Source organism: bacterium (assembly GCA_035371905.1).
Taxonomy (GTDB): Bacteria; Ratteibacteria; UBA8468; order B48-G9; family JAFGKM01; genus JAMWDI01.
Genome location: DAORXQ010000020.1, coordinates 1 through 23,678, shown reverse-complemented (window position 1 = coordinate 23,678; position 23,678 = coordinate 1). Strand labels below are relative to the sequence as shown.

29 protein-coding genes are annotated in these 23,678 nt (G+C 27.3%); 19 read left to right on the top strand and 10 right to left on the bottom strand.

What is annotated here, in order from left to right:
* Both PKV21_03740 and trpD read right to left on the bottom strand, forming a co-directional pair.
* Positions 1 to 297: hypothetical protein (locus PKV21_03740; protein ID HOM26601.1), on the bottom strand; the 297-nt coding region annotated here is incomplete at its 3' end.
* Positions 294 to 1,298 carry an anthranilate phosphoribosyltransferase gene (gene trpD, locus PKV21_03735; protein ID HOM26600.1) on the bottom strand — a complete coding sequence of 335 codons (1,005 nt, stop codon included), beginning with the start codon at positions 1,296 to 1,298 and terminating at the stop codon, positions 294 to 296. The genes PKV21_03740 and trpD, both read right to left, overlap by 4 nt.
* Positions 1,299 to 1,546: 248 nt before the next feature.
* On the opposite strand from trpD, the gene PKV21_03730 reads away from it, so the two are divergent.
* From PKV21_03730 to PKV21_03720, 3 genes are read left to right on the top strand one after another with little or no spacing between them, the layout of a single operon-like run.
* Complete coding sequence (locus PKV21_03730; protein HOM26599.1) at positions 1,547 to 1,765, top strand: FeoA family protein; 219 nt, start codon at positions 1,547 to 1,549, stop codon at positions 1,763 to 1,765.
* 2 nt (positions 1,766 to 1,767) lie between these two features.
* Entirely contained in the window at positions 1,768 to 3,762 is a 1,995-nt protein-coding gene (feoB, locus tag PKV21_03725; GenBank protein ID HOM26598.1) for a ferrous iron transport protein B, read from the top strand.
* On the top strand, positions 3,752 to 4,165 hold the full coding sequence (locus PKV21_03720; GenBank protein ID HOM26597.1) for a metal-dependent transcriptional regulator: 414 nt from the start codon (positions 3,752 to 3,754) through the stop codon (positions 4,163 to 4,165). The genes feoB and PKV21_03720 overlap by 11 nt, the downstream gene beginning before the upstream one ends.
* On the opposite strand, the gene speE is transcribed toward PKV21_03720, so the two are convergent.
* Positions 4,120 to 4,956 carry a polyamine aminopropyltransferase gene (gene speE / locus PKV21_03715; GenBank protein ID HOM26596.1) on the bottom strand — a complete coding sequence of 279 codons (837 nt, stop codon included), beginning with the start codon at positions 4,954 to 4,956 and terminating at the stop codon, positions 4,120 to 4,122. The two genes, PKV21_03720 and speE, sit on opposite strands and share 46 nt — an antisense overlap.
* Complete coding sequence (gene speD / locus PKV21_03710; protein HOM26595.1) at positions 4,943 to 5,323, bottom strand: adenosylmethionine decarboxylase; 381 nt, start codon at positions 5,321 to 5,323, stop codon at positions 4,943 to 4,945. Before speD ends, speE begins: the two co-directional genes overlap by 14 nt.
* A gap of 193 nt (positions 5,324 to 5,516) precedes the next feature.
* On the opposite strand from speD, the gene PKV21_03705 reads away from it, so the two are divergent.
* Positions 5,517 to 6,188: an MgtC/SapB family protein gene (locus PKV21_03705; GenBank protein HOM26594.1), complete on the top strand. Its 672-nt coding sequence runs from the start codon at positions 5,517 to 5,519 to the stop codon at positions 6,186 to 6,188.
* On the opposite strand, the gene PKV21_03700 is transcribed toward PKV21_03705, so the two are convergent.
* The 6 genes from PKV21_03700 to PKV21_03675 are packed head-to-tail and all read right to left on the bottom strand — an operon-like array spanning position 6,185 to position 11,285.
* Positions 6,185 to 6,640, bottom strand: coding sequence for a small multi-drug export protein (locus tag PKV21_03700; protein HOM26593.1), 456 nt, complete (start codon positions 6,638 to 6,640; stop codon positions 6,185 to 6,187). The two genes, PKV21_03705 and PKV21_03700, sit on opposite strands and share 4 nt — an antisense overlap.
* The gene (locus PKV21_03695) at positions 6,637 to 7,284 is read right to left on the bottom strand and encodes a protein-L-isoaspartate(D-aspartate) O-methyltransferase (protein HOM26592.1); all 648 of its coding nucleotides are present in this window, start codon (positions 7,282 to 7,284) and stop codon (positions 6,637 to 6,639) included. Before PKV21_03695 ends, PKV21_03700 begins: the two co-directional genes overlap by 4 nt.
* Entirely contained in the window at positions 7,268 to 7,966 is a 699-nt protein-coding gene (locus PKV21_03690) for a glycosyltransferase family 2 protein (protein ID HOM26591.1), read from the bottom strand. Before PKV21_03690 ends, PKV21_03695 begins: the two co-directional genes overlap by 17 nt.
* Positions 7,963 to 9,963 (bottom strand): ATP-dependent DNA helicase RecG, encoded by a 2,001-nt coding sequence (gene recG / locus PKV21_03685; protein ID HOM26590.1) that lies wholly within the window; start codon positions 9,961 to 9,963, stop codon positions 7,963 to 7,965. The genes PKV21_03690 and recG overlap by 4 nt, the downstream gene beginning before the upstream one ends.
* Complete coding sequence (locus tag PKV21_03680) at positions 9,960 to 10,505, bottom strand: hypothetical protein (GenBank protein HOM26589.1); 546 nt, start codon at positions 10,503 to 10,505, stop codon at positions 9,960 to 9,962. The genes recG and PKV21_03680 overlap by 4 nt, the downstream gene beginning before the upstream one ends.
* 3 nt (positions 10,506 to 10,508) lie before the next feature.
* Positions 10,509 to 11,285 carry a prepilin peptidase gene (locus PKV21_03675; GenBank protein ID HOM26588.1) on the bottom strand — a complete coding sequence of 259 codons (777 nt, stop codon included), beginning with the start codon at positions 11,283 to 11,285 and terminating at the stop codon, positions 10,509 to 10,511.
* A gap of 94 nt (positions 11,286 to 11,379) precedes the next feature.
* Between PKV21_03675 and PKV21_03670 the strand changes: the two genes are divergently transcribed.
* The 15 genes from PKV21_03670 to PKV21_03600 all read left to right on the top strand — a co-directional run.
* Positions 11,380 to 12,171, top strand: a complete 792-nt coding sequence (locus tag PKV21_03670; protein ID HOM26587.1) for a hypothetical protein — start codon at positions 11,380 to 11,382, stop codon at positions 12,169 to 12,171.
* 47 nt (positions 12,172 to 12,218) lie between these two features.
* On the top strand, positions 12,219 to 12,851 hold the full coding sequence (locus PKV21_03665; protein HOM26586.1) for a MotA/TolQ/ExbB proton channel family protein: 633 nt from the start codon (positions 12,219 to 12,221) through the stop codon (positions 12,849 to 12,851).
* Positions 12,835 to 13,227: a biopolymer transporter ExbD gene (locus PKV21_03660; GenBank protein HOM26585.1), complete on the top strand. Its 393-nt coding sequence runs from the start codon at positions 12,835 to 12,837 to the stop codon at positions 13,225 to 13,227. The genes PKV21_03665 and PKV21_03660 overlap by 17 nt, the downstream gene beginning before the upstream one ends.
* A 50-nt stretch (positions 13,228 to 13,277) precedes the next feature.
* The gene (locus tag PKV21_03655) at positions 13,278 to 13,964 is read left to right on the top strand and encodes a TonB family protein (GenBank protein ID HOM26584.1); all 687 of its coding nucleotides are present in this window, start codon (positions 13,278 to 13,280) and stop codon (positions 13,962 to 13,964) included.
* Between the two features lies 1 nt (position 13,965).
* Positions 13,966 to 15,180, top strand: a complete 1,215-nt coding sequence (locus PKV21_03650; protein ID HOM26583.1) for a hypothetical protein — start codon at positions 13,966 to 13,968, stop codon at positions 15,178 to 15,180.
* A gap of 2 nt (positions 15,181 to 15,182) precedes the next feature.
* A complete protein-coding gene (locus PKV21_03645; GenBank protein ID HOM26582.1) occupies positions 15,183 to 16,052 on the top strand; it encodes an EamA family transporter in 870 nt (289 codons plus the stop codon).
* Between the two features lie 58 nt (positions 16,053 to 16,110).
* Entirely contained in the window at positions 16,111 to 16,422 is a 312-nt protein-coding gene (secG, locus tag PKV21_03640; protein ID HOM26581.1) for a preprotein translocase subunit SecG, read from the top strand.
* Between the two features lie 8 nt (positions 16,423 to 16,430).
* Complete coding sequence (locus PKV21_03635) at positions 16,431 to 17,165, top strand: metallophosphoesterase family protein (protein ID HOM26580.1); 735 nt, start codon at positions 16,431 to 16,433, stop codon at positions 17,163 to 17,165.
* 1 nt (position 17,166) lies between these two features.
* On the top strand, positions 17,167 to 18,030 hold the full coding sequence (locus tag PKV21_03630) for a serine/threonine-protein kinase (protein HOM26579.1): 864 nt from the start codon (positions 17,167 to 17,169) through the stop codon (positions 18,028 to 18,030).
* Between the two features lies 1 nt (position 18,031).
* Positions 18,032 to 19,711, top strand: coding sequence for an ABC transporter substrate-binding protein (locus PKV21_03625; GenBank protein HOM26578.1), 1,680 nt, complete (start codon positions 18,032 to 18,034; stop codon positions 19,709 to 19,711).
* The gene (locus tag PKV21_03620) at positions 19,698 to 20,225 is read left to right on the top strand and encodes a TIGR03936 family radical SAM-associated protein (GenBank protein ID HOM26577.1); all 528 of its coding nucleotides are present in this window, start codon (positions 19,698 to 19,700) and stop codon (positions 20,223 to 20,225) included. The genes PKV21_03625 and PKV21_03620 overlap by 14 nt, the downstream gene beginning before the upstream one ends.
* Positions 20,212 to 21,648 carry an Rne/Rng family ribonuclease gene (locus tag PKV21_03615; GenBank protein ID HOM26576.1) on the top strand — a complete coding sequence of 479 codons (1,437 nt, stop codon included), beginning with the start codon at positions 20,212 to 20,214 and terminating at the stop codon, positions 21,646 to 21,648. The genes PKV21_03620 and PKV21_03615 overlap by 14 nt, the downstream gene beginning before the upstream one ends.
* An 18-nt stretch (positions 21,649 to 21,666) precedes the next feature.
* Positions 21,667 to 22,434, top strand: a complete 768-nt coding sequence (locus PKV21_03610) for a 5-deoxy-glucuronate isomerase (GenBank protein HOM26575.1) — start codon at positions 21,667 to 21,669, stop codon at positions 22,432 to 22,434.
* A gap of 13 nt (positions 22,435 to 22,447) precedes the next feature.
* A complete protein-coding gene (locus PKV21_03605; GenBank protein HOM26574.1) occupies positions 22,448 to 22,990 on the top strand; it encodes an arginine decarboxylase, pyruvoyl-dependent in 543 nt (180 codons plus the stop codon).
* A 21-nt stretch (positions 22,991 to 23,011) separates the two neighbouring features.
* Positions 23,012 to 23,678 (top strand): hypothetical protein (locus PKV21_03600; protein HOM26573.1); only part of this gene is annotated, 667 nt, incomplete at its 3' end.

Genomic DNA, 23,678 nt, shown 5'->3' with positions numbered 1-23,678 from the left:
TTCACCTTCATATTTTGGAGCAATACCATTTATCAAGAACCAGCCACCAAGACAGTAGGCATTTACATCATCGGGGAAAATTCTGGTAATTAAATAAAAAACAGGAAAAATTTTTGAATATTCACCTTTATGCCAGTAATTATCAACTGTAAGATAAAGTATATCAACAATTCCATCTGTCAAATCTGGAAAATTACACAAATCAACTGTTGCCTGTTTTTTTAATTCAATTTCAATGTTTTCACCCGAAATTGCAAAACCAAAACAGAATAAAAAAAGAATTAAAATTTTTTTCATTTTTTTATATATTCAAGGATTTCATTGAATTTTCTATAAGGTATTCCTTTTTTTAAAATTTCATCTGTTAATTCAATTCCTTTTTCAATTCTATCAACAATACCCGTTGTTTTAAGGAGAAATGCGGTATTTAAGCAGACAATATCTTTTTTAGGTCCTTTTTCTTTACCTCTAATTATATTAAATAAAATCTCAGCATTTTCTTTTAAATTTCCTCCTTTTATATCTTCAATTTTACATCTTTTTAAATTAAAATCCTCTGGAAATATTTCAAATTCACTTATTTCTTCATCAATTTCAACTATATATGTTTTCCCTGTAAGTGTTATTTCATCAAGACCATCTTCAGAGTGAAATACATATCCCTTTATTCCAAGATTTTTAAAAACATAAGGAATAATTTTTAAAAGAGAATAATCATTCACACCCATAATCTGATAATTTGTTAAAGCAGGATTACACAAAGGTCCAATTATATTAAAAATTGTTTTAAAGCCAAGTTCTTTTCTAACTTCTGCTACATTTTTCATTGCTTTATGATATAAGGGAGCAAATAAAAAAGCAAATCCAAACTTTTCAAGTAAAATTTCGCTTTTTTCAGGCTCAATATCTATTTTATACCCAAGATATTCCAGTACATCAGCACTTCCACAGGAACTTGTGATAGACCTGTTTCCATGTTTTGCAACTGTTAGTCCCATAGAAGAAGCAACAATTGCACATACTGTTGAGATATTAAATGTACCTGAATAATCACCACCTGTTCCACAGGTATCACAAATTATTTCTTTTTTGTGTCTTATTTTCAGCATTTTATCTCTTAAAAGTTTTGCTGCACCGGTTATCTCTTCTGAACTTTCTTTTTTAATTTTTAATAATGTTAGAAATGCAGCAGTTTTTACAGAAGATAATTCTCCTTCCATAATTTTGTTAAAAATTTCATATGTTTCATTTGTAGTAAGATTTATATTTTCAAAAAGTTTATTGAATATTTTTTCCATTTTACCCTCCCTGTAAAAAATAAATATAGAGAAAAATAGGAAAAAAACAGGAATGGGATAAAAAAATTTAACGCCAAGAGAGGAAATTTCTTAAATAATTCTTTTTCAGAACAATCCTAAATTCATTTTTATTTTTTCCCATAGAAATTTAATTTAACATAATTTTTGAATTTGTCAAATTTTTATTCTATAATTTTAAAAAAGTTAGTTTAAACAAACTTTTTTAGTTAATACTAACAAAATAAAAAATGAAAAAATTGGTAGAGGCAAAAGAAGGAAAATACAAAGTGGTTGATGTGCTGAAACATGGGAAATTAAAAAAATTATGTAATATGGGGATTTTTGTTGGAGATATTATTGAAGTGGTTAAACCTGCTCCCGGTCCTGTAATAATAAAAAAAGGAAATATAACCATCGGGATTGGATGTGGAATAGCAATGGACATAATAGTTGAAAAAGTTGAATGAAAATGGAAGAGAAAATAGTTGCAATTGCAGGGAATCCTAATACAGGAAAAACGACGATATTCAATTCTCTTACTGGAACAAGACAACAGGTTGGTAACTGGCCAGGTGTAACAGTTGAAAAAAAGGAAGGATATTATATTTATAAAGATGTAAAATTTAAAGTTGTTGATTTACCGGGAACTTATACCTTAACAGGAGAAAGCGAAGACCAGAAAATAGCAATTGATTTTATTACTCAAAATGAAGTAGATGTTTTAATTATAATGGCAGATGCTTTGAATCTTGAAAGAAGTTTATATCTTTTACTTTTACTCTCAGAGTTTCACAAAAATATTATTATTGACCTTAATATGGTGGATTTGGCAGAGAAAGAAGGAATTGAATATGAAATTCAACATTTAGAAAAATTGCTTAAAGTAAAATTTGTAAAAACAGTTGGAAATAAAAATATTGGTATAGAAGATTTGAAAGAAGAAATTTATAAAAAGTGTAAAGAACCACCTTCTGAATTTTTTGAATTTAATTATGGTGAAGAAATTGAAAAAGTTATCTCTGAAATTGTCTGTCAATTTAAAAACTTAAAACTTCCTTATCCTCCAAGATTTCTTGCTATAAAAATTTTGGAAAAAGATGAGTATTTTACAAATTTTATAATTACAAAAGTTGATTGGAAAAAAATTAACGATTTGATAATGAATACAGAAAAATTTTTAAATAAACCATTAGATAGAGTTTTAATGGAAAAAAGATATGGAATAATTCATGGAATTGTAAAAGAGTCACTTATTGAGAAAAAGAAAGAATTGAAACCGGAAATTACAGAAAAAGTTGATAGAATTTTAACTCATAATTTTTTAGGTCCTTTATTTTTTCTTTTTATAATCTTTATCATATTCAATGCTGTTTTTGTCTGGGGAAAACCATTTGTTAATTTTATTGAACTTATACTTGAAAAATTAAAGATTGTTTTTTCATATCTAAATCTACCTATTTGGATTAATTCTTTGATAAAAGATGGAATAATTTCTGGTGTCGGTTCTGTAATATTATTTCTTCCAAACATTTTTCTCTTCTTTTTTTTCTTTGCAATCCTTGAAGATACCGGCTATATGGCAAGAGCGGCAATTGTTGCAGATAGAATAATGCATAAGGTAGGACTTCATGGGAAGAGTGCTATTCCTTTAATTTTAGGTTTTGGATGTAATGTTCCTGCGATAATGGGGACAAGAATTCTTGAAAATAAAAGGGATAAAATCTTAACTTCCCTATCAATACCTTTTATGAGTTGTTCGGCACGGCTTCCTGTTTATCTTTTATTTACAGGCATTTTTTTTAAGGAAAATCAGGGAATGATAGTTTTTTCATTGTATTTGTTAGGAATTGGTATTGGTGTTTTAAGTATAAAAATTTTTGGTTCCATTTTTTTAAAAGATGAATCTCTACCTTTAATAATAGAATTACCACCTTTCAGAATGCCTTACTGGAAAAATGTATTGATTGAGAGTTGGACAAGAACAAAATACTTTTTGAAGAAAGCAGGGACCATTATATTTCTTGGAACTTTAATTTTATGGGTTTTAAACTATTTCCCGCATCCTTATAATTATGGAACCGAAATGAATTTTATAGGTAAATTGGGTAGTTTTATTTTTCCATTATTTAAATTTTCTGGTTTTGGTTTCTGGCAGGCAGGGGTTGCACTTATTTTTGGAATATATGCAAAAGAACTTGTTGTTGGAACTTTTGGGACTTTATTTGGAGTTGAGAATTTAACAGAAACATTAAGATTCTATTTTACCCCTATCTCTGCGTATTCTTTTATGCTTATGAGTTTACTGTACATGCCATGTCTTGCTACATTTTTAATTTTGAAGAAAGAAGTAGGTATAAAATGGGCTTTAATTTCTCTTTTTTGGTCTTTATTTGCTGGATGGTTTTTTTCAACCTTATTTTATCAAATTTTTTCATTTTTAAAAGGAGGAACATTTGTTAACTAAAAGCTTAGAGGATTATCTTGAAGCAATAAAAATACTCACGATAGACAAAAAAGTCACAAGGGTAAAAGAAATAAGTGAACTTCTTGATGTAAAAAAATCGTCTGTTGTGAATGCATTGAATATTCTAAAAGATAAAGGATACATAAAACAGGAAAAATACGGTTATATTGAATTGACAGAAAGTGGTGATAGAGAAGCAACGAAGATATTAAATAAGCATAAGATAGTAATGAAGTTTTTAACAAAAATTTTAAATGTTTCTGATAGTATAGCAGAAAATGATGCATGTAAAATTGAACATTTTATCAGTGAAGAAACATTGAAAAAAATGATTGTATTACTGGGGAAAAAAGGTAATCATTTAAATTTGTTTAAGAAACAAGGTAGGATAAACAAAGATTGATGTAATTCCGGAGTATAGAAAAATAAATTTTCTTTTATTTTTTTGTTTGGTTTTTTTTCAATCTTTATATTACCTTTAATTGCTATAATAAATATCCAATTTGGAAAAAGACCAAAAACAGGTGAGGAATAAATTTTTACATTTTTAAATACTTTTTTTAAGTCAGAATAAACTGTTTTTATTCTCTCCGGATGAAGAAAAATAGATGTTCCACCTTGAGTTACGTAAATACCATTTTTGTTTAGATGTTTATAACAGAGTTTAAAAAATTCAACAGTATATAATGGACAGGATGGTATTTCTCCAGGGTCGGTAGCATCAACTATAATAACATCATATTTTTTATTATTCTCTTTTATATATTTAAAACCATCTTCTATTATGATTTCTGCTCTTTTATCTTCAAAAGCACCTTTATCAAATTTTAAATATTTTTTTGCAATTTTAATCATTTCTTCATCTATATCAACCATTTTTACTTCTTTAACTGGATGCTTCAAAACTTCTCTTAAAGTTGCACCTTCTCCACCACCAATTATTAAAACATTTTTTGGTTCAGGATGGGAAAACATTGCAGGATGAACAAGTATTTCATGATAACTTTCTTCTCCCTTTTCAACTGATTGAATTAAATTATCTATAATTAAAACTTTACCAAAATTCTTTGTTTCATATACCTCAATTTTCTGATACTTTGTTCTTTTTTCTAATAACTTTTTTTTGATTTCAAAAGCAATTCCTACACCATAAGGATGATACCAGTCAATAATTATATTTCTATTTTTTTGCATATATTCCTCTTTCAATCTTTATAATAGATGGTTTTTTGCTTTTTAATTCTTTAATAAATAAATTACTCGCTTTTTCAGGAAATGTTTTTTCTCCACAGGTGTATATATCAACTCCAGCATATTTTTTTTCAGGCCATGTATGAATACTTATATGGCTTTCTGAAATTAAAGCAAACCCGCTGACTCCCACAGGTGAAAATTTATGAATTTTAACATCAATTAAAGTTGCTTTAGATTTTTCTACAGCTTTTAATAAGATTTTTTTTATTTTTTCAGGGGAGTTAAGAATATTAAAATCGGAACATTCATAAAGGTCTAAAATTATATGAACACCGTTTGGAGGAACAAATGTTTGGAATTTCCTCATTTTTCCCTCCTTTTTGTCTCATTTTTCACCTCCCTTCCCAATTAATTTAAAAACTTTTTCTTGTTAATATAGATATAATAATAAAAAATTTTTCAAAAAATGTCAATTCACTTCTAAAAATATTTTTTAACAAAAAGGTTTACGATTTTTCTAAAAAATGGTATTTTATTCCTGAAAAGAAGAGAGAAGAAATATGAATGAACTTGAATTTATAAAAAAAGTTGTAATTTCTGGTATTTTAAGTGGAATTATTGGTTTTGAAAGAGAAAAACATGGAAGGGAAGCGGGTTTAAGAACGATGATTCTTGTTGGAATGGGTACAACTACGATTTTAATCACATCTTTTCAAGTTTATTATATTTTTTCAAATTTTCAAAATTCTGTTTTGAGAATTGACCCTGCAAGGATTGCTTATGGAGTGGTAACAGGAATGGGATTTCTTGGAGCAGGAGCAATTATAAAGGACAGTAAAAGAATAAGGGGTTTAACTACTGCAGCATGTTTATGGTTTGTAACATCTGTTGGTCTTGCAGTAGGGGTTGACCTGTATATTCTGGCTTGTTTTTTAACTTTTATTTCGTTAATAATACTTTACTTTTTAAAAATTTTTGAAAAAAAAGTTCCAGTTGATACATATAGTACTCTTACAATAATTGGAGAAGATAAGAGAGAATTAAAAGATAAAATAGAAAAAATATTGAAAAATTACGGTTTTAAAATACTTTCAACAGAAATAGAAAAAAATAAAGTTAAAGCAAAAATCAAATTGACATATACAATCAGATATAAATCAAACCAAAATGTAAATGAACTTTTTGAAAAAATATCTGAAATTGAGGAGTTAAAGAATATAAAATTAAACTAAAATGTGAAAAAGTTTTTAACTCCAAGAGTAACAAAGGAAACAATAATCCCCGCCATTAAAACTCCTCCGATAATACCTATTAAAAAATTTTTGAATTTTAATTGAAAAATTACAGATGCAATTGTTCCTGTCCATGCACCAGTCATTGGCAGAGGAATTCCAACAAAAATTAAAAGTCCAATTGTTTTATAAATTTCAATAATTTCGGATTTACTTTTTGTCCTATTTATTAACCATGTATTAAATTTTTTTCCGTAATTGAATTTTTCAAGGAATTTTAATATTCTTTCTAGAAAAAAATATAGTGGAATTACAGGTAAAAGATTTCCAAGAATTGAAATTAAAAATACATTGAAAAAAGGAAGTGACTTACTTAAACCATAAGGTATCGCGCCTCTTAATTCTGAAATCGGCAACATCGCAAGTCCAAGAGTTATAAAAATTTCTTTCATTCGTTCCATCCCTTATTTCCGATTAAAGGAACAAATTGACAGCCACCTAAATTAATTTTTTCTATTTTATCTTTTGTTTTTACTACAAGTATTAAATCTTGAATATACTTGTCTCCCACAGGGATAATTAATCTTCCTTCTTTTTCACTGAGTTGTTCAAGTAATGTATCAGGAATTTCAGGACTTGCGGCTGTTACAATAATTTTATCATACGGACTGAATTCTTCCCATCCAAGTGTTCCATCGCCAACTTTTATCTTTACATTATAACCAAGTTTTTTTAATGTTTTTTCCGCCCTTTTTGCAAGTGCTTCAATCCTTTCAACCGAATATACTTCACAACCAATTTCTGCAAGAATAGCTGCCTGATAACCACTTCCTGTTCCAATTTCAAGAACTTTATCTTTCTCTTTTAATTTTAATGCTTCTGACATTAATGCAACTATGTATGGTTGACTTATTGTCTGTCCTTCTCCAATTGGTAATGGTGAATCTTCATAAGCATATTCCTTCATATTTTCAGGAACAAATTCTTCTCTTGGAACTTTTAAAAAAGCATCAATAACTTTTTTATCGCTAATGCCTCTCTTAACAATCTGAGTTTCAACCATTTCTCTTCTTAAATTTTCAAAATCTTTTTTCATATTTCTTAAAAGATGTAAAAAATATTAAAAAAAACATTTTAAAAAATCTTACTGTATCTCTGATTGGCCTAATTTTACTTTTTTCTTTTCTGTATATAGTTTTTATGGGAAGCGATTTTATTCTTATCCCTTTACAACCTGCCTTAATTAAAATTTCTGATTCTGTTTCAAAATGGGATGTATATAACTTAATTTTTTTGAGTGTATCTGTTTTTATTAATCTAAAACCGCACTGAGTATCAGGAATCCACTGAAAAGACAAAATGGAAATTAAAAAAGACATTGAAAGATTTGTAATTCTTCTTATTAAAGGCATACTTTGAGAAAATATACTTCTTTTGCCTATAAGTATTCCAATCTTTGTTTTTTTTCTATATTCTTCAACAAATTTTAATGTTTCTTCGGGAAGATGCTGTCCATCACCATCCATTGTAATTACTGCTGGAAAATTTTTTTCAATAGCATATTTAAAACCTGTTTTTAATGCTTCTCCTTTTCCTTTATTAGTTATATGAGAAATTAAAAGTACTTTTTCTTTCTGTACAATTTCTTTAGTTCTGTCAATGGAGCCATCATCAATGACCAGAATATTTTTAAAATACTTTTTTAATTCTTTTAAAATTTTCCCAATTGCTTTTTCTTCATTATATGCTGGAATAATAACAAGTATATCCTCTATCATTCTATTAACCTTTTTAAATGATGCATTTTTTCTAAATATGGATCAATTTTTAAAACTCTTTCAACTTCCTTTCTTGCAAGTTTAAGAATTTCAATATCTTTTTCTATATCACCTATTTTAAGAGGTAATATCCCATGCTGTCTGGTTCCAAGTATATCGCCAGGTCCTCTTAAATTAAAATCAAGTTCTGCAATATCAAACCCGGTTTCTTTTTCAATGAAATGTGAAAGTTTCATATTTATTTCTTCATCATCATTATAAACTATTAAAAAACAGTATCCAACTTCACCACTTCTTCCAACTCTTCCTCTTAATTGATGTAATTGTGCAAGTCCAAATCTTTCTGCCTGTTCAATTATTATAAAGGAAGCAGAGGGTATATCTATTCCCGATTCAATAATTGTAGTTGTTACAAGTAATTTTATCTCCTTATTTTTAAATTTTTCAAGTATTTCTTCCTGTTTTTTCTTTTCTATTTTCCCATGTAAAAGACCTGATTTTACTTCGGGTAAATTTTCGCATATTTCTATATATTTCTCTTCTGCTGATTCAACATTCTCATTTTCTTTTATTGCAGGAGTTACAACAAATCCAATTTTATTTTGTGATACCTGAAACTTAATGAAAGAATAAATCTTTTCTCTGTCCTTTTTTGAAAATAGATAAGTTATAACCTGTCTTTTCCCTTTTGGTATTTCTCCAAGAATGGAAAAATCCATATTTCCATAAAGTGTTAAAGCAACTGTTCTTGGAATTGGTGTAGCACTCATTGAAATGTAGTGAATATTCTCACTTTTTTCTTTTAAAACTTCCTGCTGTTTTACACCGAATTTATGTTGTTCATCAACTACTACAACTTTAAGATTTTTAAAATTTATTTTTTCACTTAAAACTGCATGAGTTCCAATTATAACATTTATCTTTCCTGTCTCTATTTCTTCTCTAATTTTTTCTTTTTCCTTTTCTTTTAAACTTCCTGTTAGAAGAGAAACTGAAATATTCTGATTTAGAAAGAAACCATTCCAGTTTATGTAATGTTGTTGAGCAAGTATTTCAGTTGGACAGAGAAAAACACCCTGAAAACCTATTTTCGCAAATATCCATAATGTAAAAATTGCTATTGTAGTTTTACCTGAGCCAACTTCTCCATATATTAATCTTCTTATGAGTTTCCCTTTCTTTATATCATCAATTATTTCTTCCATTATCTCTTTTTGGTTTTTTGTAAGTTTGAAAGGTATGTATTTTTCAAATTCCTCAATAAGATTTAATTCAATATTTATCCTTTCTTCTGTTTTTTGTTCAAAGTTCTTTTTCCAGAGTAAATTTAATTGGAAAATAAAGAATTCTCGGAAGATTAAATAATTTCTTGCTTTTTCTAAATTTATTTCAGAAATTGGGAAATGAATGTTTAAAAGAGCATGTTTAATATTTGAAATACCGAACAAGAGTCGCCTTTCAAGAGGTAAAATTTCCTCAGGAAATTCATTAATATTGTTCAAAACCCATTTTATAATTTTTCTCATATATTTTTGTGTTATGCCTTTTGTTAATGGATAAACTGGTAAAATCCAGTTAATTTTCCTTCCATCATATTCTTCATAAAATGGATTTATCATTTCAAATTCTTTATTAAAATATTCTACTTTTCCATAAAAGATAAAATTCTTTCCATTTTGAAAGATGTTTTTTAAATATATCTGATTGAAAAAAATGATATATAAAATTCCTGTTCCATCTGTAACTGCAATTTTCAAATAATTTGTTTTTCCATATATTCTCTTTTCTTCTTTTGCAAGAACAGTTGCTTTTACAGTATAAATTTCATCCTCTTTCAAATTCTTTATTTTTGTTATTTTTTTTAAGTTTATATATTTTCGTGGAAAATAAAAAAGAATATCTTCTACTTTTTTAATTCCAAGTTTTTCAAAAATTATTTCTTTTTGTTTCCCTATTCCTTTAATCTGATTTACAGGTGAGTTCAAACTGATTTTCATTTTTCGTCAAATAGAAAAGCATCAAGATTTTTTTTATAAAAAAACTTATAGAATTTGAGAATTCGGATAATTTCAAGTGTATGGGATTGATACACTTTTCTTTCATCAATTTTATCAATTAATCCAGATATAATTGTATTAAAAAAAATTACATGGTCTATACCATTTTCTTTCATTATTTTTATAGATTCTTCTCTTAAATTTTTTGTTGAAGGTAATCCAGGTATAACAAGAATTTTTTTAAATTTTTCTTTTCCTAAAAAATTTTTTACTTCTCTATAAAATTTTTCTTCTGTTATTTCAAAAATTTCTGCAGAAAATTTTTTGATTACTGAAGGAGTGAATTTTAAAGTGTGCCATGATAAAACCTTTATTATACCTTCATTTATGAAGAAAATTTTTTCTTTTTCTATTACAAAATTCTCAATTTCTTTACCTGTTTCTTCTGGATTTTTTACAATCAAAAATCCATCTTTTGATATTACATAAAAATTATTAATTATAAAAAACTCTTTAACAATTTCTAATGCTGAAATGCTCATATTTTAATTTATCAAAATAATACCCATAAAATAATTCCCCTTAAAAAAAATAGATATTAATGCTCCAAGAGCAAGATAAGGTCCAAAAGGAACATAATCATCAATTTTTCTTTTTCCCAGTAGGATTAATGTTAAACTTATTAAAGTTCCAAAAAGTGAACCAAAAAATAATGTTAAAAAAACTGATTTCCATCCAAGAAAAGAACCTATCATTCCAAGTAATTTTACATCTCCACCACCCATAGCATCTTTTTTAAAAAGCAGTTTTCCTACAAGAGCCAGAAAAATTAAAATCCCACCACCTAAAATAGTTCCTTCAAGAGAATATATAAATCCTTTTATTTTTTCCATATCATGAATCTGGGGGAATAAAAAAGAAATTAAAAGTCCGATTAAAATACCGGGAATTACTATTACATCAGAAATAAGAAAAGTATCAATATCAATGAAACTTACAATAATAAGACATAAAGTCAGAAAAGCATAAATTAAGGTAGAAATAGACATACCAAACTTTTTGTAGATTAGAAAAAACAAAATTCCTGTTAAAAGTTCTACTATTAAATATCTTGGAGAAATTGTTTTTTTACAGTATCTACATTTTCCTTTTAGAAATATATAACTTATGACAGGAATATTGTCATACCATTTTATACTGTTATTACAATTGGGGCAAAAAGAACCAGGGGAGATAATAGATTTTCCTTTTGGTAATCTGTAAATACATACGTTTGCAAAACTTCCAAAAATAAGTCCTAATATAAAAATTATTAATCCCATATTTTTATTTTAAATCAAAATTTGATATTATCAAATTTTATTTTTGCAAGTAAAAAATCTAATATATAATTAAAATTAAAAGGGAAGATACAATATGAAATATGTTAACTTAAAAGGAATTAAAATCAGTCGTTTTATTATAGGTGGTAATCCTTTCAGTGGTTTTTCTCATCAGGGAATAGAAATGGATATGAGAATGAAAAAATACTTTATTTCTCAAAGGATAAAGGAAACATTAAGAGAAGCAGAACAATGGGGAATTAATACTTTTATAGGAAGAGCAGATAATCACATATTAAGACTTCTTCTTGAATACAGACAGGAAGGTGGAAAAATTCAGTGGATTGCTCAAACATGTCCAGAAATTAAATCTCAGGAATTGAGTATTGATATGGCTATAAGTGGAAATCCTGTGGGATGCTATATTCATGGAGGGTATGTAGATTTCCTTTTTCTTAATAATGAGATGGGAAAAATTTATCCTCTGATAGAAAAAATTAAAAAATATGGAATTTTATCAGGAATAGCTGGACATATCTCTGAAGTTTTTTTATGGGCAGAAGAAAATATAGATGTGGATTTTTATATGTGTTCTTATTATAATCCAGTGAATAGAAAAGAAAAACCGGAAAAAGATATTTTACAGGAAGAGATATTTTCTGATAATGACAGAGAAAAAATGATTATGGCTATAAAAAAACTTAAAAAACCTGTTATTCATTATAAAATCATGGCTGCTGGTAGAAAAAATCCAGAAGAAGCAATTTCATTTATGAGTAAAAATGCAAGAGAAAATGATATGGTATGTATAGGAATTTATCAGGAAGAAAAAAGATGGATGATTAAAGAAAATATAGAATTAATGAGAAAATTTGGATTTCTATAATTTTTGTTTTTTTTTGACTTAGGAAAAAGAAAATATAAAATTATTATATGGAAAATATTTGGATTTCTTCATGGAAGCATTGCGATATTTTTGGTAAAGTTGATCTTGTAATACTTGCTTTTCTTTCAATTTATTCCTGGTACATAATTTTTGAAAAATTATTTGTATTGAAAACAGCATTTAAAAGAAATAAGGATTTTGAAAAAATATTTCTTTCACAGAAAGAAATAAAAAGAATACCATGTCCACTTTATTCTGTTCTTGACTATCTTACATCACTTATTAAATTTGAAAAGTTTTCTCCCGAAATAAGTAAAAAATATATAGAAAAAGCTTTTATTAAAGAACAGAACAATCTTGAGAAAAATCTTACATCTCTTGCAACAATTACTGCAATTGCACCTTTTCTTGGACTTCTTGGAACTATATGGGGACTTTTAATTGCATTTACAAATATGTCAATTACAGGTTCTTCTTCAATTAAAGTTGTTGCAAGTGGAGTTGCTGAAGCACTTATAACCACAGTTTTAGGTTTACTGGTAGCAATTCCAGCTGCTGTTGGGTATAATTTTTTAAGGGAAAAAATACAACTTTTGATGGATGAGATGGAATTTTTAATACCATATATTGAAGAATATTTAAATGAATTATTTTTAAAACAAAATGAAAAACAGAAATAATAAGAATTCACTTGCTCAGATAAATATAACAAATCTTGTTGACATTGCTTTAACTCTTGTGATAATTCTTTTAATGATAGCACCGATGATTGAACAGGGAATAGAGGTAAAACTTCCAAAAGCATCTCCTTATGAAATGAAAATTGAAAAAAGTATTGTAATTACAGTGGCGCCTGAAAATCAATATTTTGTCGGCGGGAAAAAGATGAATTTGAATGAAATATATTCATTTTTAAAAGAAAAAAGTCAGGAAAAAAATATTTCTGTGATAGTAAAGGGTGATGAAAAAGTACAATATGAAAATATAATTAAAATTCTTGACATAGCAAAAAAATGCAAAATAGATATGATTGGACTTGCTACACGAACAGAGTAAAAAAAAGGAGTTTTTTTGTATCTTTTTTATTCCATTTTTCTATATTTCTTTTGTTTTTTATTCCAATACCCGAAAAAAATAAAAATTTTGAAAAAGAAATTTTTGTTGTAAAACTTGTAAATATCCCTCATATTGAAGTTATAGAAAAAACATCAGAAAAAAAAGAAATAAAAATTGAAGAAAGAGTTTTACCGCCTGTAAAAAAAGAAGAAAAAATAAAAACAGTGAAAGATATAAAAGTAGAAAAAAAAGTGGAATTTTCTGAGACATTTTCACCTGAGGAATACAAAAAGAAATTATATTCAAAAATTTCAGATACAAAGTTTTCAGAAACCAATAAAAAATCTTCAAATAATACAGAAACTTCAAATATAAATATTAAAATTCCTGAAATAAAATCAGTAAAAATAAGTACACCGAGTTTTGAATCTACTTCTTCTTATCAAACTTCTTTTTCTACTGATATTCCATCATGGTATATAAATCTCATAAAAAAGAAAATAGAAGAGAACTGGTTATTGAAAGAATATCTAATAGATATGTCAACTATTGTGTCCTTTAGAATTTATAGAGAAGGAAGGATTGATAATATTTCTATAGAAAAGAGTTCGGGATATAAAAAATTTGATAATTCAATAATAGATGCGATAAAATCTGTTAAATCATGGCCTGCTTTTCCTTCAGAAATAAAAGATAGATATCTTGATGTTATAATTGAATTTAAAACGGAGGGATAAAATGAAAAAAGTTTTTTTATTTTTTATGATTTTAAGTTTTTATATTTTCTCCCAGACACAGATATTTTTTCAGATTACAAAAAATTTAGTAGAAAAGGCGGATACCTTTTTAATTTTTAAAGTAGAAAAAAATGATTTTTCAAGTAAAATGCTTGAAACCCTCTCTCAGGATTTAAAATTTTCAGGATATTTTAATGTAGAAGGAATTAAATTTACCGATGATATTGAAAAAACAAAAAAAGAAATAGTCACACAGATAATTATAACAGGAGAACAGAAGGGAGAAATAATAAATGTAAAGGTTGAAGATGGACTTGAGAAAAATCTTTTATATGAATACAGTTATAAAATTTCAAAGGACCCAAGGTTTTTAGCACATATGATATGCGATGATATTGTAGAAAAATTAACCGGCAAACCTGGAATTGCAAAAAGTAAGATTCTTTTTACTTCTGATAGAACAGGTAAAAAGCAGATATTTCAGATTGATTATGATGGTTTTAATCTAAAGCAACTTACAAATGTAGAGTATCTTGTTAATTATCCTCGTTATCTTGAAGGAAATAAAATTATTTTTGTTTCTTATGAAGATGGTTGGCCCAAACTTGCAAAAATGGATATTTTATCAGGTAAAATTGAAATATTTATTGCTCACCCAGGTTTAAATGCCTGTGCCTCTCCTTTAAAAAAAACAAGAGAAATTGTTCTTGTTTTGAGTAAATCAGGTGACCCTGAAATATATCTTGCGGATTTTGATGGAAAGATAAAAAAAAGATTGACCGAGAATAAAAAAATAGATAGTTCTCCTTCTTTTTCGCCTGATGGTAAATCAATTGCTTTTGTTTCTGATAGAGATGGTAAACCACAGATATACATAATGGATAGAGATGGATACGGAGTAAGAAGAATAAGTTATATTTCGGGTTACTGTACATCTCCTGTATTTTCACCTGATGGGAATTTTGTTGCTTATATTTATTCAGAAGGAAGTACTTTTGGGCTTGCTATATATGATATAAATACAAAAAAAACAAGAACTTTTCCGGGTTTAAATTGTGAAGAAATTTCCTGGGCACCTAATTCAAGGCATATTGTTTATTCAAAAATAGAAAGAAAACAATCTTTAGTAATTTTAGATATTTTTACAAAAGAAACAAGAACTTTAATATCTGGAAATTTTAATTGTTTCAGTCCAAACTGGTTTCTTATTGAATAAAATTGAAAGGATATATATTTGGTTTAATCTCTGTTTTTTCATGGGGAACTGTATTTGTAATAAGTAGATTTTTAATCCATGGTGAAGTTATAGACCCCTTGGTTCTTGCTTTCTGGCGATTTTTCTGGGCTTCTTTTTTTCTCATGTTTTTTATAAAATTTAATTTTAAAAAAGTTTTTAGAATTTTTAAAAAAGATGTTTTTAGATTTCTGATTCTTGCTCTTTCTGGAATTTATTTGATGTCAACTTTTATTTTTATATCAGTTAAAACATCTTCTGCAACGATTTCAAGTATTTTAATGAGTTCTAATCCAATATTTGTTATTCTTATTTCCATTCTTTTTTTGAAGGATAAAATAACCCCTGAAAAAATTTTAGGAGTTTTTATTGGATTTATTGGATGTATTATTGTAATAAAAGAGGATTTTAAAATTTTTTTTTGGGCTGGAGAGAATATAAATATCTATTCATTACTTGCTGCGATTTGTTGGGCTGTTTATACAGTAATAGGGGAAGAACCAACCAAAAAATATGGTGCTATTGAAACAACCTTTATTGCTTCTTTCATTGGAACAATTTTTTTATTTTTAACGGTTAAATTACTCAACTTAAATCTTTTGGGGAAGAATATTTATGGTTTTTTATCTGGAATTTATCTCGGGATAGTACCAACTGGTATTGGTTTTACACTTTGGTTTTCTGCTCTTAACTATTTAAGGCCTTTTTTACTTGCTCCTTTTCAATATTTAACACCAATTATAACTTATTTTCTTTCAATTTTAATTTTGAAAGAAAAAGTATCGTTAATTGTTTTTATGGGTATGTTTCTGATTTTTTTCTCACTTTTTTTAATTCAAAAAAAGGAAAATTGAAATTGTTCTTGACTTAATTTAAAATAAAAAGTAACATAACTTAAAGGAGGATTGAAAAATGTATATTTTTTTATTAATATTGCATATTCTGGTTTCTTTATTTTTGATATTTGCTGTTTTGATTCAAAGTGGTAAAGGTTCATCAATGGCAAATATTTTTGGAGGAGGAGGAATGGAAAATGTTTTTGGTGCTGAAACACCGGCTATTTTAAATAAAATTACATCTTTTCTGGCTGTTATGTTTATTATTACTTCTGTATTGCTTGCAATAATTCCTGGCAAACTGACCACTAAAAGTATCCTTAAAGAAGAATTAAATAGACCCGGAAAGATTCTTCCTGTAAATCCTTCCACTCCTCCTAAAAATTAATATATAAAATGAGGAAATTAGTTGAACTACCTAAAAAGGGTAAACTTGTAATTATTGGTGATACACATGGTGATTTTAATTCAACAAGAATAGTTGTAAAGAATTTTATTGATAAAAAAAACTATTACCTTCTTTTTCTTGGTGATTATGTTGATAGAGGTCCAAATTCAAAAGAAAATATTGATTATCTCCTTTCACTTAAAGAGAAAAAAGAAAATTTAATTTTGCTTCAGGGAAATCATGAAATGTATCCTGTGGTTGAATGCAGTCCTTCAGATTTCTGGGACAATTTAAGTGAAGACGAATTTAATTTTTACAAAGAGGAATTTATTAATTTACCTTTTGTTGCTTATGGAAATGGTTTTATTGCTTTACATGGTGCATTACCCGATATTGAAAAATTAGAGGATATAGAAAAAATAGAAATTGGAGATAAAGAATGGTTTAAAATTGTATGGGGTGATTTTAAGGATAAAGAAGGAGAGTATCTTGGGGACTTTCTTGGAAGACCAAAATTTGGAAAGGACTATTTTTTAAAAATTATGGAAAAAATTGGTTTAAATGTTCTTATAAGAAGTCATGACCCTTATGCACCTGAAAGAATGTTTGATAATAAATGTCTGACAGTTTTTACCTCAATTGCTTATGGAACCGAAAGGAAAATTGCTTTGGTAAATCTGAAAAAAGAAATAAAAAGTATTGACGATATTGAATTAATTTCACTGGATAAACCAGAGGTTTAATATGAGAATAAAAAATTTTGGTGGTTATTCTCTGGGTGAATATCTTGGAGGTGGTTTATATACAAAAGTTTATAAAGCATATTCATTTTTAGCAAAACCAACTTATGGAAATCCTGTTGCTATAAAAATACTTTATTTAAAAGGAGGGATTGTAGAAAGAAATAAACTTATAAAACAATTTGAAAGAGAAGCAGAAATAGCAATGAATTTAGAACATCCAAATATAGTTAAGGTTTATAATTTTGGTAGATTTGACCATCACTATGCAATGATTATGGAATATATTGATGGAAAGAATTTAAAAGAATTCTTGTATGAAAAGGGAAAATGGGATTTAAATAAAATATTAAGAATTTGTTATGAAGCGGGAAAAGGACTTGAGTATATACATCAGCATAATATAGTTCATAAAGATGTAAAACCTGACAATATTCTTATTTCTTTTGACTTTGAAAAAATTAAATTTACTGATTTTGGAATTGCAAAACTCCCAAAAAAATGGTGGCACAGAGATATATTTCCTAAATCGGGGACTATAACAAAATTTGGTATAATTTCATATATAGCACCAGAACAAATGAAAGGTAATGCAACTTTTCAGTCAGATATTTATAGTTTTGGAGTTACTATGGATGAAATAATAACTTCAAAACTTTTTATGGAGGGAAAAGAAGATGAGGACTACTTTAAAAGAATAGACATTAGAGCACAAAGGAAAAACACAGGAAAGCAAAGAATTTTATGTGAGGATATGCCGGTACCATCTGAATTAAAAAATATTATTAAAAAAGCAACTGAAAATGAGATAAATTTGAGGTATCAAAGTATGACCTATCTTTTAGAAGATTTGAAAAAATTAATTTAAAATGAGAAAAATTTCAACTTTAATTCCAATTCTTTTAATTTTCACCGCTGGTTGTATTGAGAAAAAACAGATTAAATTTAGAAATACTCTCTGTCTTTCCACATCATCTGACCCAAAATCATTTAATCCTATTATTGCGAAAGAAACAAGTACAACAATAATTACTGGTTTTATTTTTGAAGGACTTACAAAGATAGATGGAATAACACTCCAGGTTAAACCGTTACTTGCAGAAAAATGGGAAGTAGATAAAACAGGCAAAATATGGAGATTCTATTTAAGAAAAGATGTTTTATGGAATGACGGAGATAAATTTACTGCGGATGATGTTGTCTTTACATTTAATCAACTTATTTATAATGAAAAAATTCCGACAAGTAGTAGAGATGTTCTTACTGTAGAAGGAAAGAAAATAGAAGTAAAAAAGATTAATGACTATACTGTTGAATTTATTTTGCCCGAAAAATTTGCTCCTTTTTTACAACTTATGACACAGGAAATTTTACCGAAACATAAACTTGAAAGATCGGTTTTGGAAGGAAAATTTACGAGTACATGGGGAGTGAATGAAAAAGTAGAAAATATTGTTGGAACAGGACCTTATAAAATAAATGACTACAGACCTGGTGAATGGATAATTCTTGAAAAAAATCCATATTACTGGAGAAAAGATAAAAATGGTGTTCAACTTCCTTATATTGAAAAAATTGTTTTTTTAATCATTCCTGATCCGAATATGGCTATTTTAAAATTTAGAACAGGTGAAATAGATATACTTTCAATTAGAGGTCAGGATTATTATGTTTTAAAACCACTTGAAAAAGATAAAAATTTTACAATATATGATATTGGTCCTTCTCTTAGTTCTGAATTTCTTGCTTTAAATCAAAATATTGATGCGAAAATACCTGATTATAAAAAAGAATGGTTTTCTGATGTAAATTTCAGGAAGAGCATCGCTTATTCAATTGATAGAAATTCAATTATTAAAAATGTTTATGCTGGTTTTGGAACTCCTTTATACGGACCAATGAATAAATCCTGTGGATTTTTCTATAATGATAAAATAACAAAATATGATTATGATTTAAAAAAAGCAAGAGAATTGTTGATGAAAAGTGGATTTGTTTGGAAAGAAAATTTTCTTTATGATAGAAAAGGTAATAGAGTTGAGTTTACAATAATAACAAATAGTAATAATTTTGAGAGAGTCCAAATTGGCAATATTATCCAGAATGACCTTGAAAAATTGGGAATGAAAGTAAATTTACTTCCTGTTGAATTCAATACCCTTGTTAATAAACTCACAATTTCAAGGGACTGGGAAGGAGTAATAATTGGTCTTACAGGAGGAATTGAACCACACGGGGGGAAAAATGTATGGAATTCAAAAGGGCAATTACATTTCTGGAATTTTGGTAATAAAAGAAATTATGAATGGGAAAAGGAAATAGACCATTTATTTGAAATAGGTACAAAATATTTAAATCAGGAAGAAAGAAAAAAAATATATGATAGGTGGCAGGAAATAGTAACTGATTATTTACCACTTATATATACAGCGAATTCAAATGTAATTTATGCTGTTAGAAATAAATTTGAAAATATGAAAATTACTGTTTACGGAGGAGTTTTACATAATATAGAAGAAATAAAGATAAAAGAAAATGGAAAGTTTTAGATTAAGAGTTTTTTATAAAAAGGAAGGTATTTCAAGATTTATATCCCATTTAAGTTTTTGTAAATTAATTGAAAGAAGTTTGAGGAGGTTAGAATTGCCCTTAAAATTTTCTGAGGGTTTTACCCCACATCTTAAAATTTCTTTTTGTCCGCCTTTACCTATTCCCATTTCTGGAAATAACGAATTTTTTGAAATAGAGGTTTATGAGAAATTTAATTTAGAATCTTTTGTTAAAGATATAAATTTAATTTTACCTGAAGGAACAGTGGTTAAAAGATGTTACTGGATAAGTCATAAGTTTTCTATATCTTCAATTTATGGCACATACTCAATTCCTTTAAAAGAACCTATAATTAAAGAAAAAGCAGAAGAATTTGGTAAAATAATTGAAGAAAAAGAAGAGTTTATTAAGGTAATTTTTAAAATGGAGAATTTCAGTCATAAAAAGATTTTTGTGAATGGAATTTTTGATGGGATAACAAGAGAATTATTTATTGAAAATGAACAAATATAGAATTTTTATAAGCAATGAAAAGGTTATTTTGAGAGTATTAATAGAGAAAGAAGGTAAGATAGATAACATTTTTATACACAAATATGATTTTGAACCTGATATAGGCAATATATATAAAGGAAGGGTTGAAAAATTTTTATATGGATTGAATTCTGCTTTTGTTAATATAGGTGAAATGAAAAGTGGTTTTTTACAGTTGAATAAGTCAGAATTTTATTTTTCTTTGGAAGAAAATGAAGATATTTCAGGTCATCAAATTTTAAAGGAAGGGAAAGAAGTTCTTGTTCAGATTTGTAAACCTGGTGAGGATGAGAAATCACCAAAAGTTACTGAAAAGGTAGTACTGCCTGGTAGATTTTTTGTTTTAATTCCCAATTTGAGAATCCAAAAAATTTCTAAAAAAATCGAAGATATTAGGGAAAAAACAAGATTAATGAAGATTTTTAAAAAAACACTTGGTAAAAAATTTGGTTTTATTATAAGAACTGCAGCATTAAATAAAAAAGAATTTTATATTTATCGTGAAATAGAGCATATCTTGAATATATGGAAAAGAATAAAGAGGGATTATAAAAGAAAAAAGACACCATCATTATTATGGAAGGAACTTCCATTGTATTTAAAAGTTTTAAGAGATTATGTAGATGAAAATTGTGAATTTGTTGAGATAGATGATGAAAATATTTACAGAGAAGTTGTTAAATATGTAAATTTATTTATTCCTGAATTAAAAGGAAAAATTTATTTTTATAGAAATAAAATTCCAATGTTTGTAAAATATGGATTTGAAGAAAAATTTGAAAGTTTTATTTCAAAAACTGTTTTGCTTCCATCAGGTGGATACTTGATTATAGAGAAGGGAAAAACTCTAACAGCAATAGATGTAAATTCAGGTAAAATGGAAAAAGAAGATTTTGAGGAAACAATTTTTAAAACAAATATGGAAGCAGCAGAGGAAATTCCAAGACAGATTAGATGCAGAAATTTATCAGGATTGATTATTGTTGATTTTATTGATATGAAGGGAAAATTTAAAGAGAAAGTATTTAAAAAATTTATAGAAAATATAAAAGGCGATAAATCAAGAATTAACATTTTATCCATTTCTAAACTTGGGCTTGTTGAAATGGCAAGAGAGAAGAATAATTATTCAATCTATAATTTATTACTAAAAGAATGTCCTTTTTGTGACGGTTCAGGTATTGAAAAAGGTAAAGAAATTGTATATATCCAGTTGAGGAAAAAAATTTTTGAAATTTTTTCAAATAAGGCATATAATGGTAAACTTGAAATTGAGGTTTCACAGGGGTTATTTGAATTTATTTTTAAGAATCAATTATTTAAAAATTTTTTATATTCTGATAGAATAAAATTTAAAGTTAATGGTAAACTTAAAGAAGATGAATTTAAAATATTTATATAGATAGAAGGAGGAATAAAAATGGCTATGCATGTGAAAATTGAAGAAAAAGAAGGTTATCAAAAAATTTTAACTCCTGAAAATTCTGATTTGAAACTTTTATCTTTTTCTATTTTAAGACAGAAAGAAGGAATTTTTGAAGGCAATACTGAAAAAGAAGAAACAGTTTTTGTTATTACAGAAGGAAAATGTAATTTTTATATTGAGAAAAATCTTATAGGGACTATGAAAAGAAAAAATGTTTTTGAGGAACCTCCTGTTGCAGTTTACCTTCCGCCTTATTATAAATATAAGATAGAGTTTGAGAAAAAAACAGAAATTTGTATTGTTGGATGTCAGGGTAAGGGTACTGGAAAACCAAAATTTTTAAATTCAAAGGAAATTAAATTTAGAAGGGTAGGAGAAGAAACATATTTCAGAAACATTACTGATATTATAACAGATGCCTTTCCTTCCGAAAAATTACTTCTTGGAGAGACAATAAATGACCCTGGGAACTGGTCAAGTTATCCACCACATAAACATGATAAAAATAATCCTCCAGAAGAATATTGTCTTGAAGAACTATATTTTTTTAAAATTCATCCTCAGAAGGGGTTCGGTGTTATAAGAATTTTTGATGAGAATGAGGACAATCTCTTTTTAATTCAAAATAATGAGGTTGTTACAATTCCAAAAGGATATCATCCTGTTGGAGTTATTCCAAAACATCAGATATATTACTTATGGGCACTTGCAGGAGAAAAAAGAATATTAAAACCGAAAGTTCATCCTGATTTTACCTTGTAAAAAGGAGAAAAAAATGGTTCCAAAAAAAGTTTTTTTGACAAAAGGAGTTGGGAAAGATAAAGAAAGATTGACAAGTTTTGAGAAAGCACTCAGAGATGCAGGGATTGCTCAGTTTAATCTTGTTTCAATTTCAAGTATTTTCCCCCCTGGTTGTAAGTTAATTCCTAAAAAAGAAGGATTGAAGTTGTTAAAACCTGGGCAAATTGTTTATGTTGTTATGAGCAGAAACTCAACTAATGAGCCACATCGTCTTATAACTGCTTCTGTTGGTATGACAATTCCAAAAGACCCGAATCAATATGGATATTTATCTGAACATGAAGGATTTGGAGAGACAGAAGAAAAAGCAGGTGATTATGCTGAAGACCTTGCGGCAACAATGCTGGCAACAATTTTAGGTCTTGAATTTGACCCTATGTCATCATATGATGAAAAAAAAGAAATATGGAAAATGTCTGGAAGAATTGTTAAAACAACAAATATTACTCAATCAGCAATTGGTGATAAAAATGGTCTCTGGACAACAGTGGTTGCGGCTGCTGTTTTTATTTTATAAAAAGTTTTGAAGAGAAAAAAAATGGAAAAGGATTATCAAATTATAAGAAAACTTGCTGAAAAAGTAAAAGAAATAGCAAATCATCCAGTTCAGAAGGAAAAAGCAGAAATATGGAAAAAACATAATAAACTTGAAAGAGTAAGACCTCTTGTTCTAATTTTTCCTGAAGGTAGTTGGAGAGAAATTTTGCCTGAAAATGAAATTTTATGTGAGGATACTTTTTTAAGAAGAATTGAATGGGATTTAAGGCAGAGAATTTATTACTGGGAAAAAATTAAAGATGATAATGTGATAGATGGTAAAGTTTATTCTCCTATTGTCATAAAAAATACTGGATTTGGTGTTGAAGTAAAAGATATAAGACCTGAATTTGCTTATGGAGCAAGACATTTTGAACCAGTTATCAAAGAAGAAAAAGACATAGAAAAATTAAAAAAACCAGAGATTTCAATTGACTGGGAAGAAACAGAAAGATTATATAAGAAAACATGTGAGGCAGTTGGTGGTATTCTTGAAGTAGAAAAAAGAGGTCCTTCTCATCCATGGTTTGCTCCTATTGACTGGTTTATTACAGTAAGAGGGATTGATAATTTTTTTATGGATATGGTAGATAGACCAGAATGGCTTCATAGAATTTTAAACTTTATAACTGAATGCAAGATAGAAGAATGGGAATTTTATGAAAAAA

Excerpts from the sequence above, each read along its gene's own strand:
- PKV21_03635 (HOM26580.1), top strand. The coding sequence starts at position 16,431 with ATGAGGAAATTAGTTGAACTACCTAAAAAGGGTAAACTTGTAATTATT.
- speD (HOM26595.1), bottom strand. The coding sequence starts at position 5,323 with ATGAGGAAATTCCAAACATTTGTTCCTCCAAACGGTGTTCATATAATT.
- PKV21_03625 (HOM26578.1), top strand. The coding sequence starts at position 18,032 with ATGAGAAAAATTTCAACTTTAATTCCAATTCTTTTAATTTTCACCGCT.
- PKV21_03605 (HOM26574.1), top strand. The coding sequence starts at position 22,448 with ATGGTTCCAAAAAAAGTTTTTTTGACAAAAGGAGTTGGGAAAGATAAA.
- PKV21_03705 (HOM26594.1), top strand. The coding sequence starts at position 5,517 with ATGAATGAACTTGAATTTATAAAAAAAGTTGTAATTTCTGGTATTTTA.
- trpD (HOM26600.1), bottom strand. The coding sequence starts at position 1,298 with ATGGAAAAAATATTCAATAAACTTTTTGAAAATATAAATCTTACTACA.
- PKV21_03630 (HOM26579.1), top strand. The coding sequence starts at position 17,167 with ATGAGAATAAAAAATTTTGGTGGTTATTCTCTGGGTGAATATCTTGGA.
- PKV21_03670 (HOM26587.1), top strand. The coding sequence starts at position 11,380 with ATGAAATATGTTAACTTAAAAGGAATTAAAATCAGTCGTTTTATTATA.
- PKV21_03650 (HOM26583.1), top strand. The coding sequence starts at position 13,966 with ATGAAAAAAGTTTTTTTATTTTTTATGATTTTAAGTTTTTATATTTTC.
- speE (HOM26596.1), bottom strand. The coding sequence starts at position 4,956 with ATGCAAAAAAATAGAAATATAATTATTGACTGGTATCATCCTTATGGT.
- PKV21_03675 (HOM26588.1), bottom strand. The coding sequence starts at position 11,285 with ATGGGATTAATAATTTTTATATTAGGACTTATTTTTGGAAGTTTTGCA.
- PKV21_03700 (HOM26593.1), bottom strand. The coding sequence starts at position 6,640 with ATGAAAGAAATTTTTATAACTCTTGGACTTGCGATGTTGCCGATTTCA.
- PKV21_03730 (HOM26599.1), top strand. The coding sequence starts at position 1,547 with ATGAAAAAATTGGTAGAGGCAAAAGAAGGAAAATACAAAGTGGTTGAT.
- PKV21_03660 (HOM26585.1), top strand. The coding sequence starts at position 12,835 with ATGAAAAACAGAAATAATAAGAATTCACTTGCTCAGATAAATATAACA.
- feoB (HOM26598.1), top strand. The coding sequence starts at position 1,768 with ATGGAAGAGAAAATAGTTGCAATTGCAGGGAATCCTAATACAGGAAAA.
- PKV21_03615 (HOM26576.1), top strand. The coding sequence starts at position 20,212 with ATGAACAAATATAGAATTTTTATAAGCAATGAAAAGGTTATTTTGAGA.
- PKV21_03680 (HOM26589.1), bottom strand. The coding sequence starts at position 10,505 with ATGAGCATTTCAGCATTAGAAATTGTTAAAGAGTTTTTTATAATTAAT.
- PKV21_03695 (HOM26592.1), bottom strand. The coding sequence starts at position 7,284 with ATGAAAAAAGATTTTGAAAATTTAAGAAGAGAAATGGTTGAAACTCAG.
- recG (HOM26590.1), bottom strand. The coding sequence starts at position 9,963 with ATGAAAATCAGTTTGAACTCACCTGTAAATCAGATTAAAGGAATAGGG.
- PKV21_03620 (HOM26577.1), top strand. The coding sequence starts at position 19,698 with ATGGAAAGTTTTAGATTAAGAGTTTTTTATAAAAAGGAAGGTATTTCA.
- PKV21_03610 (HOM26575.1), top strand. The coding sequence starts at position 21,667 with ATGGCTATGCATGTGAAAATTGAAGAAAAAGAAGGTTATCAAAAAATT.
- secG (HOM26581.1), top strand. The coding sequence starts at position 16,111 with ATGTATATTTTTTTATTAATATTGCATATTCTGGTTTCTTTATTTTTG.
- PKV21_03665 (HOM26586.1), top strand. The coding sequence starts at position 12,219 with ATGGAAAATATTTGGATTTCTTCATGGAAGCATTGCGATATTTTTGGT.
- PKV21_03690 (HOM26591.1), bottom strand. The coding sequence starts at position 7,966 with ATGATAGAGGATATACTTGTTATTATTCCAGCATATAATGAAGAAAAA.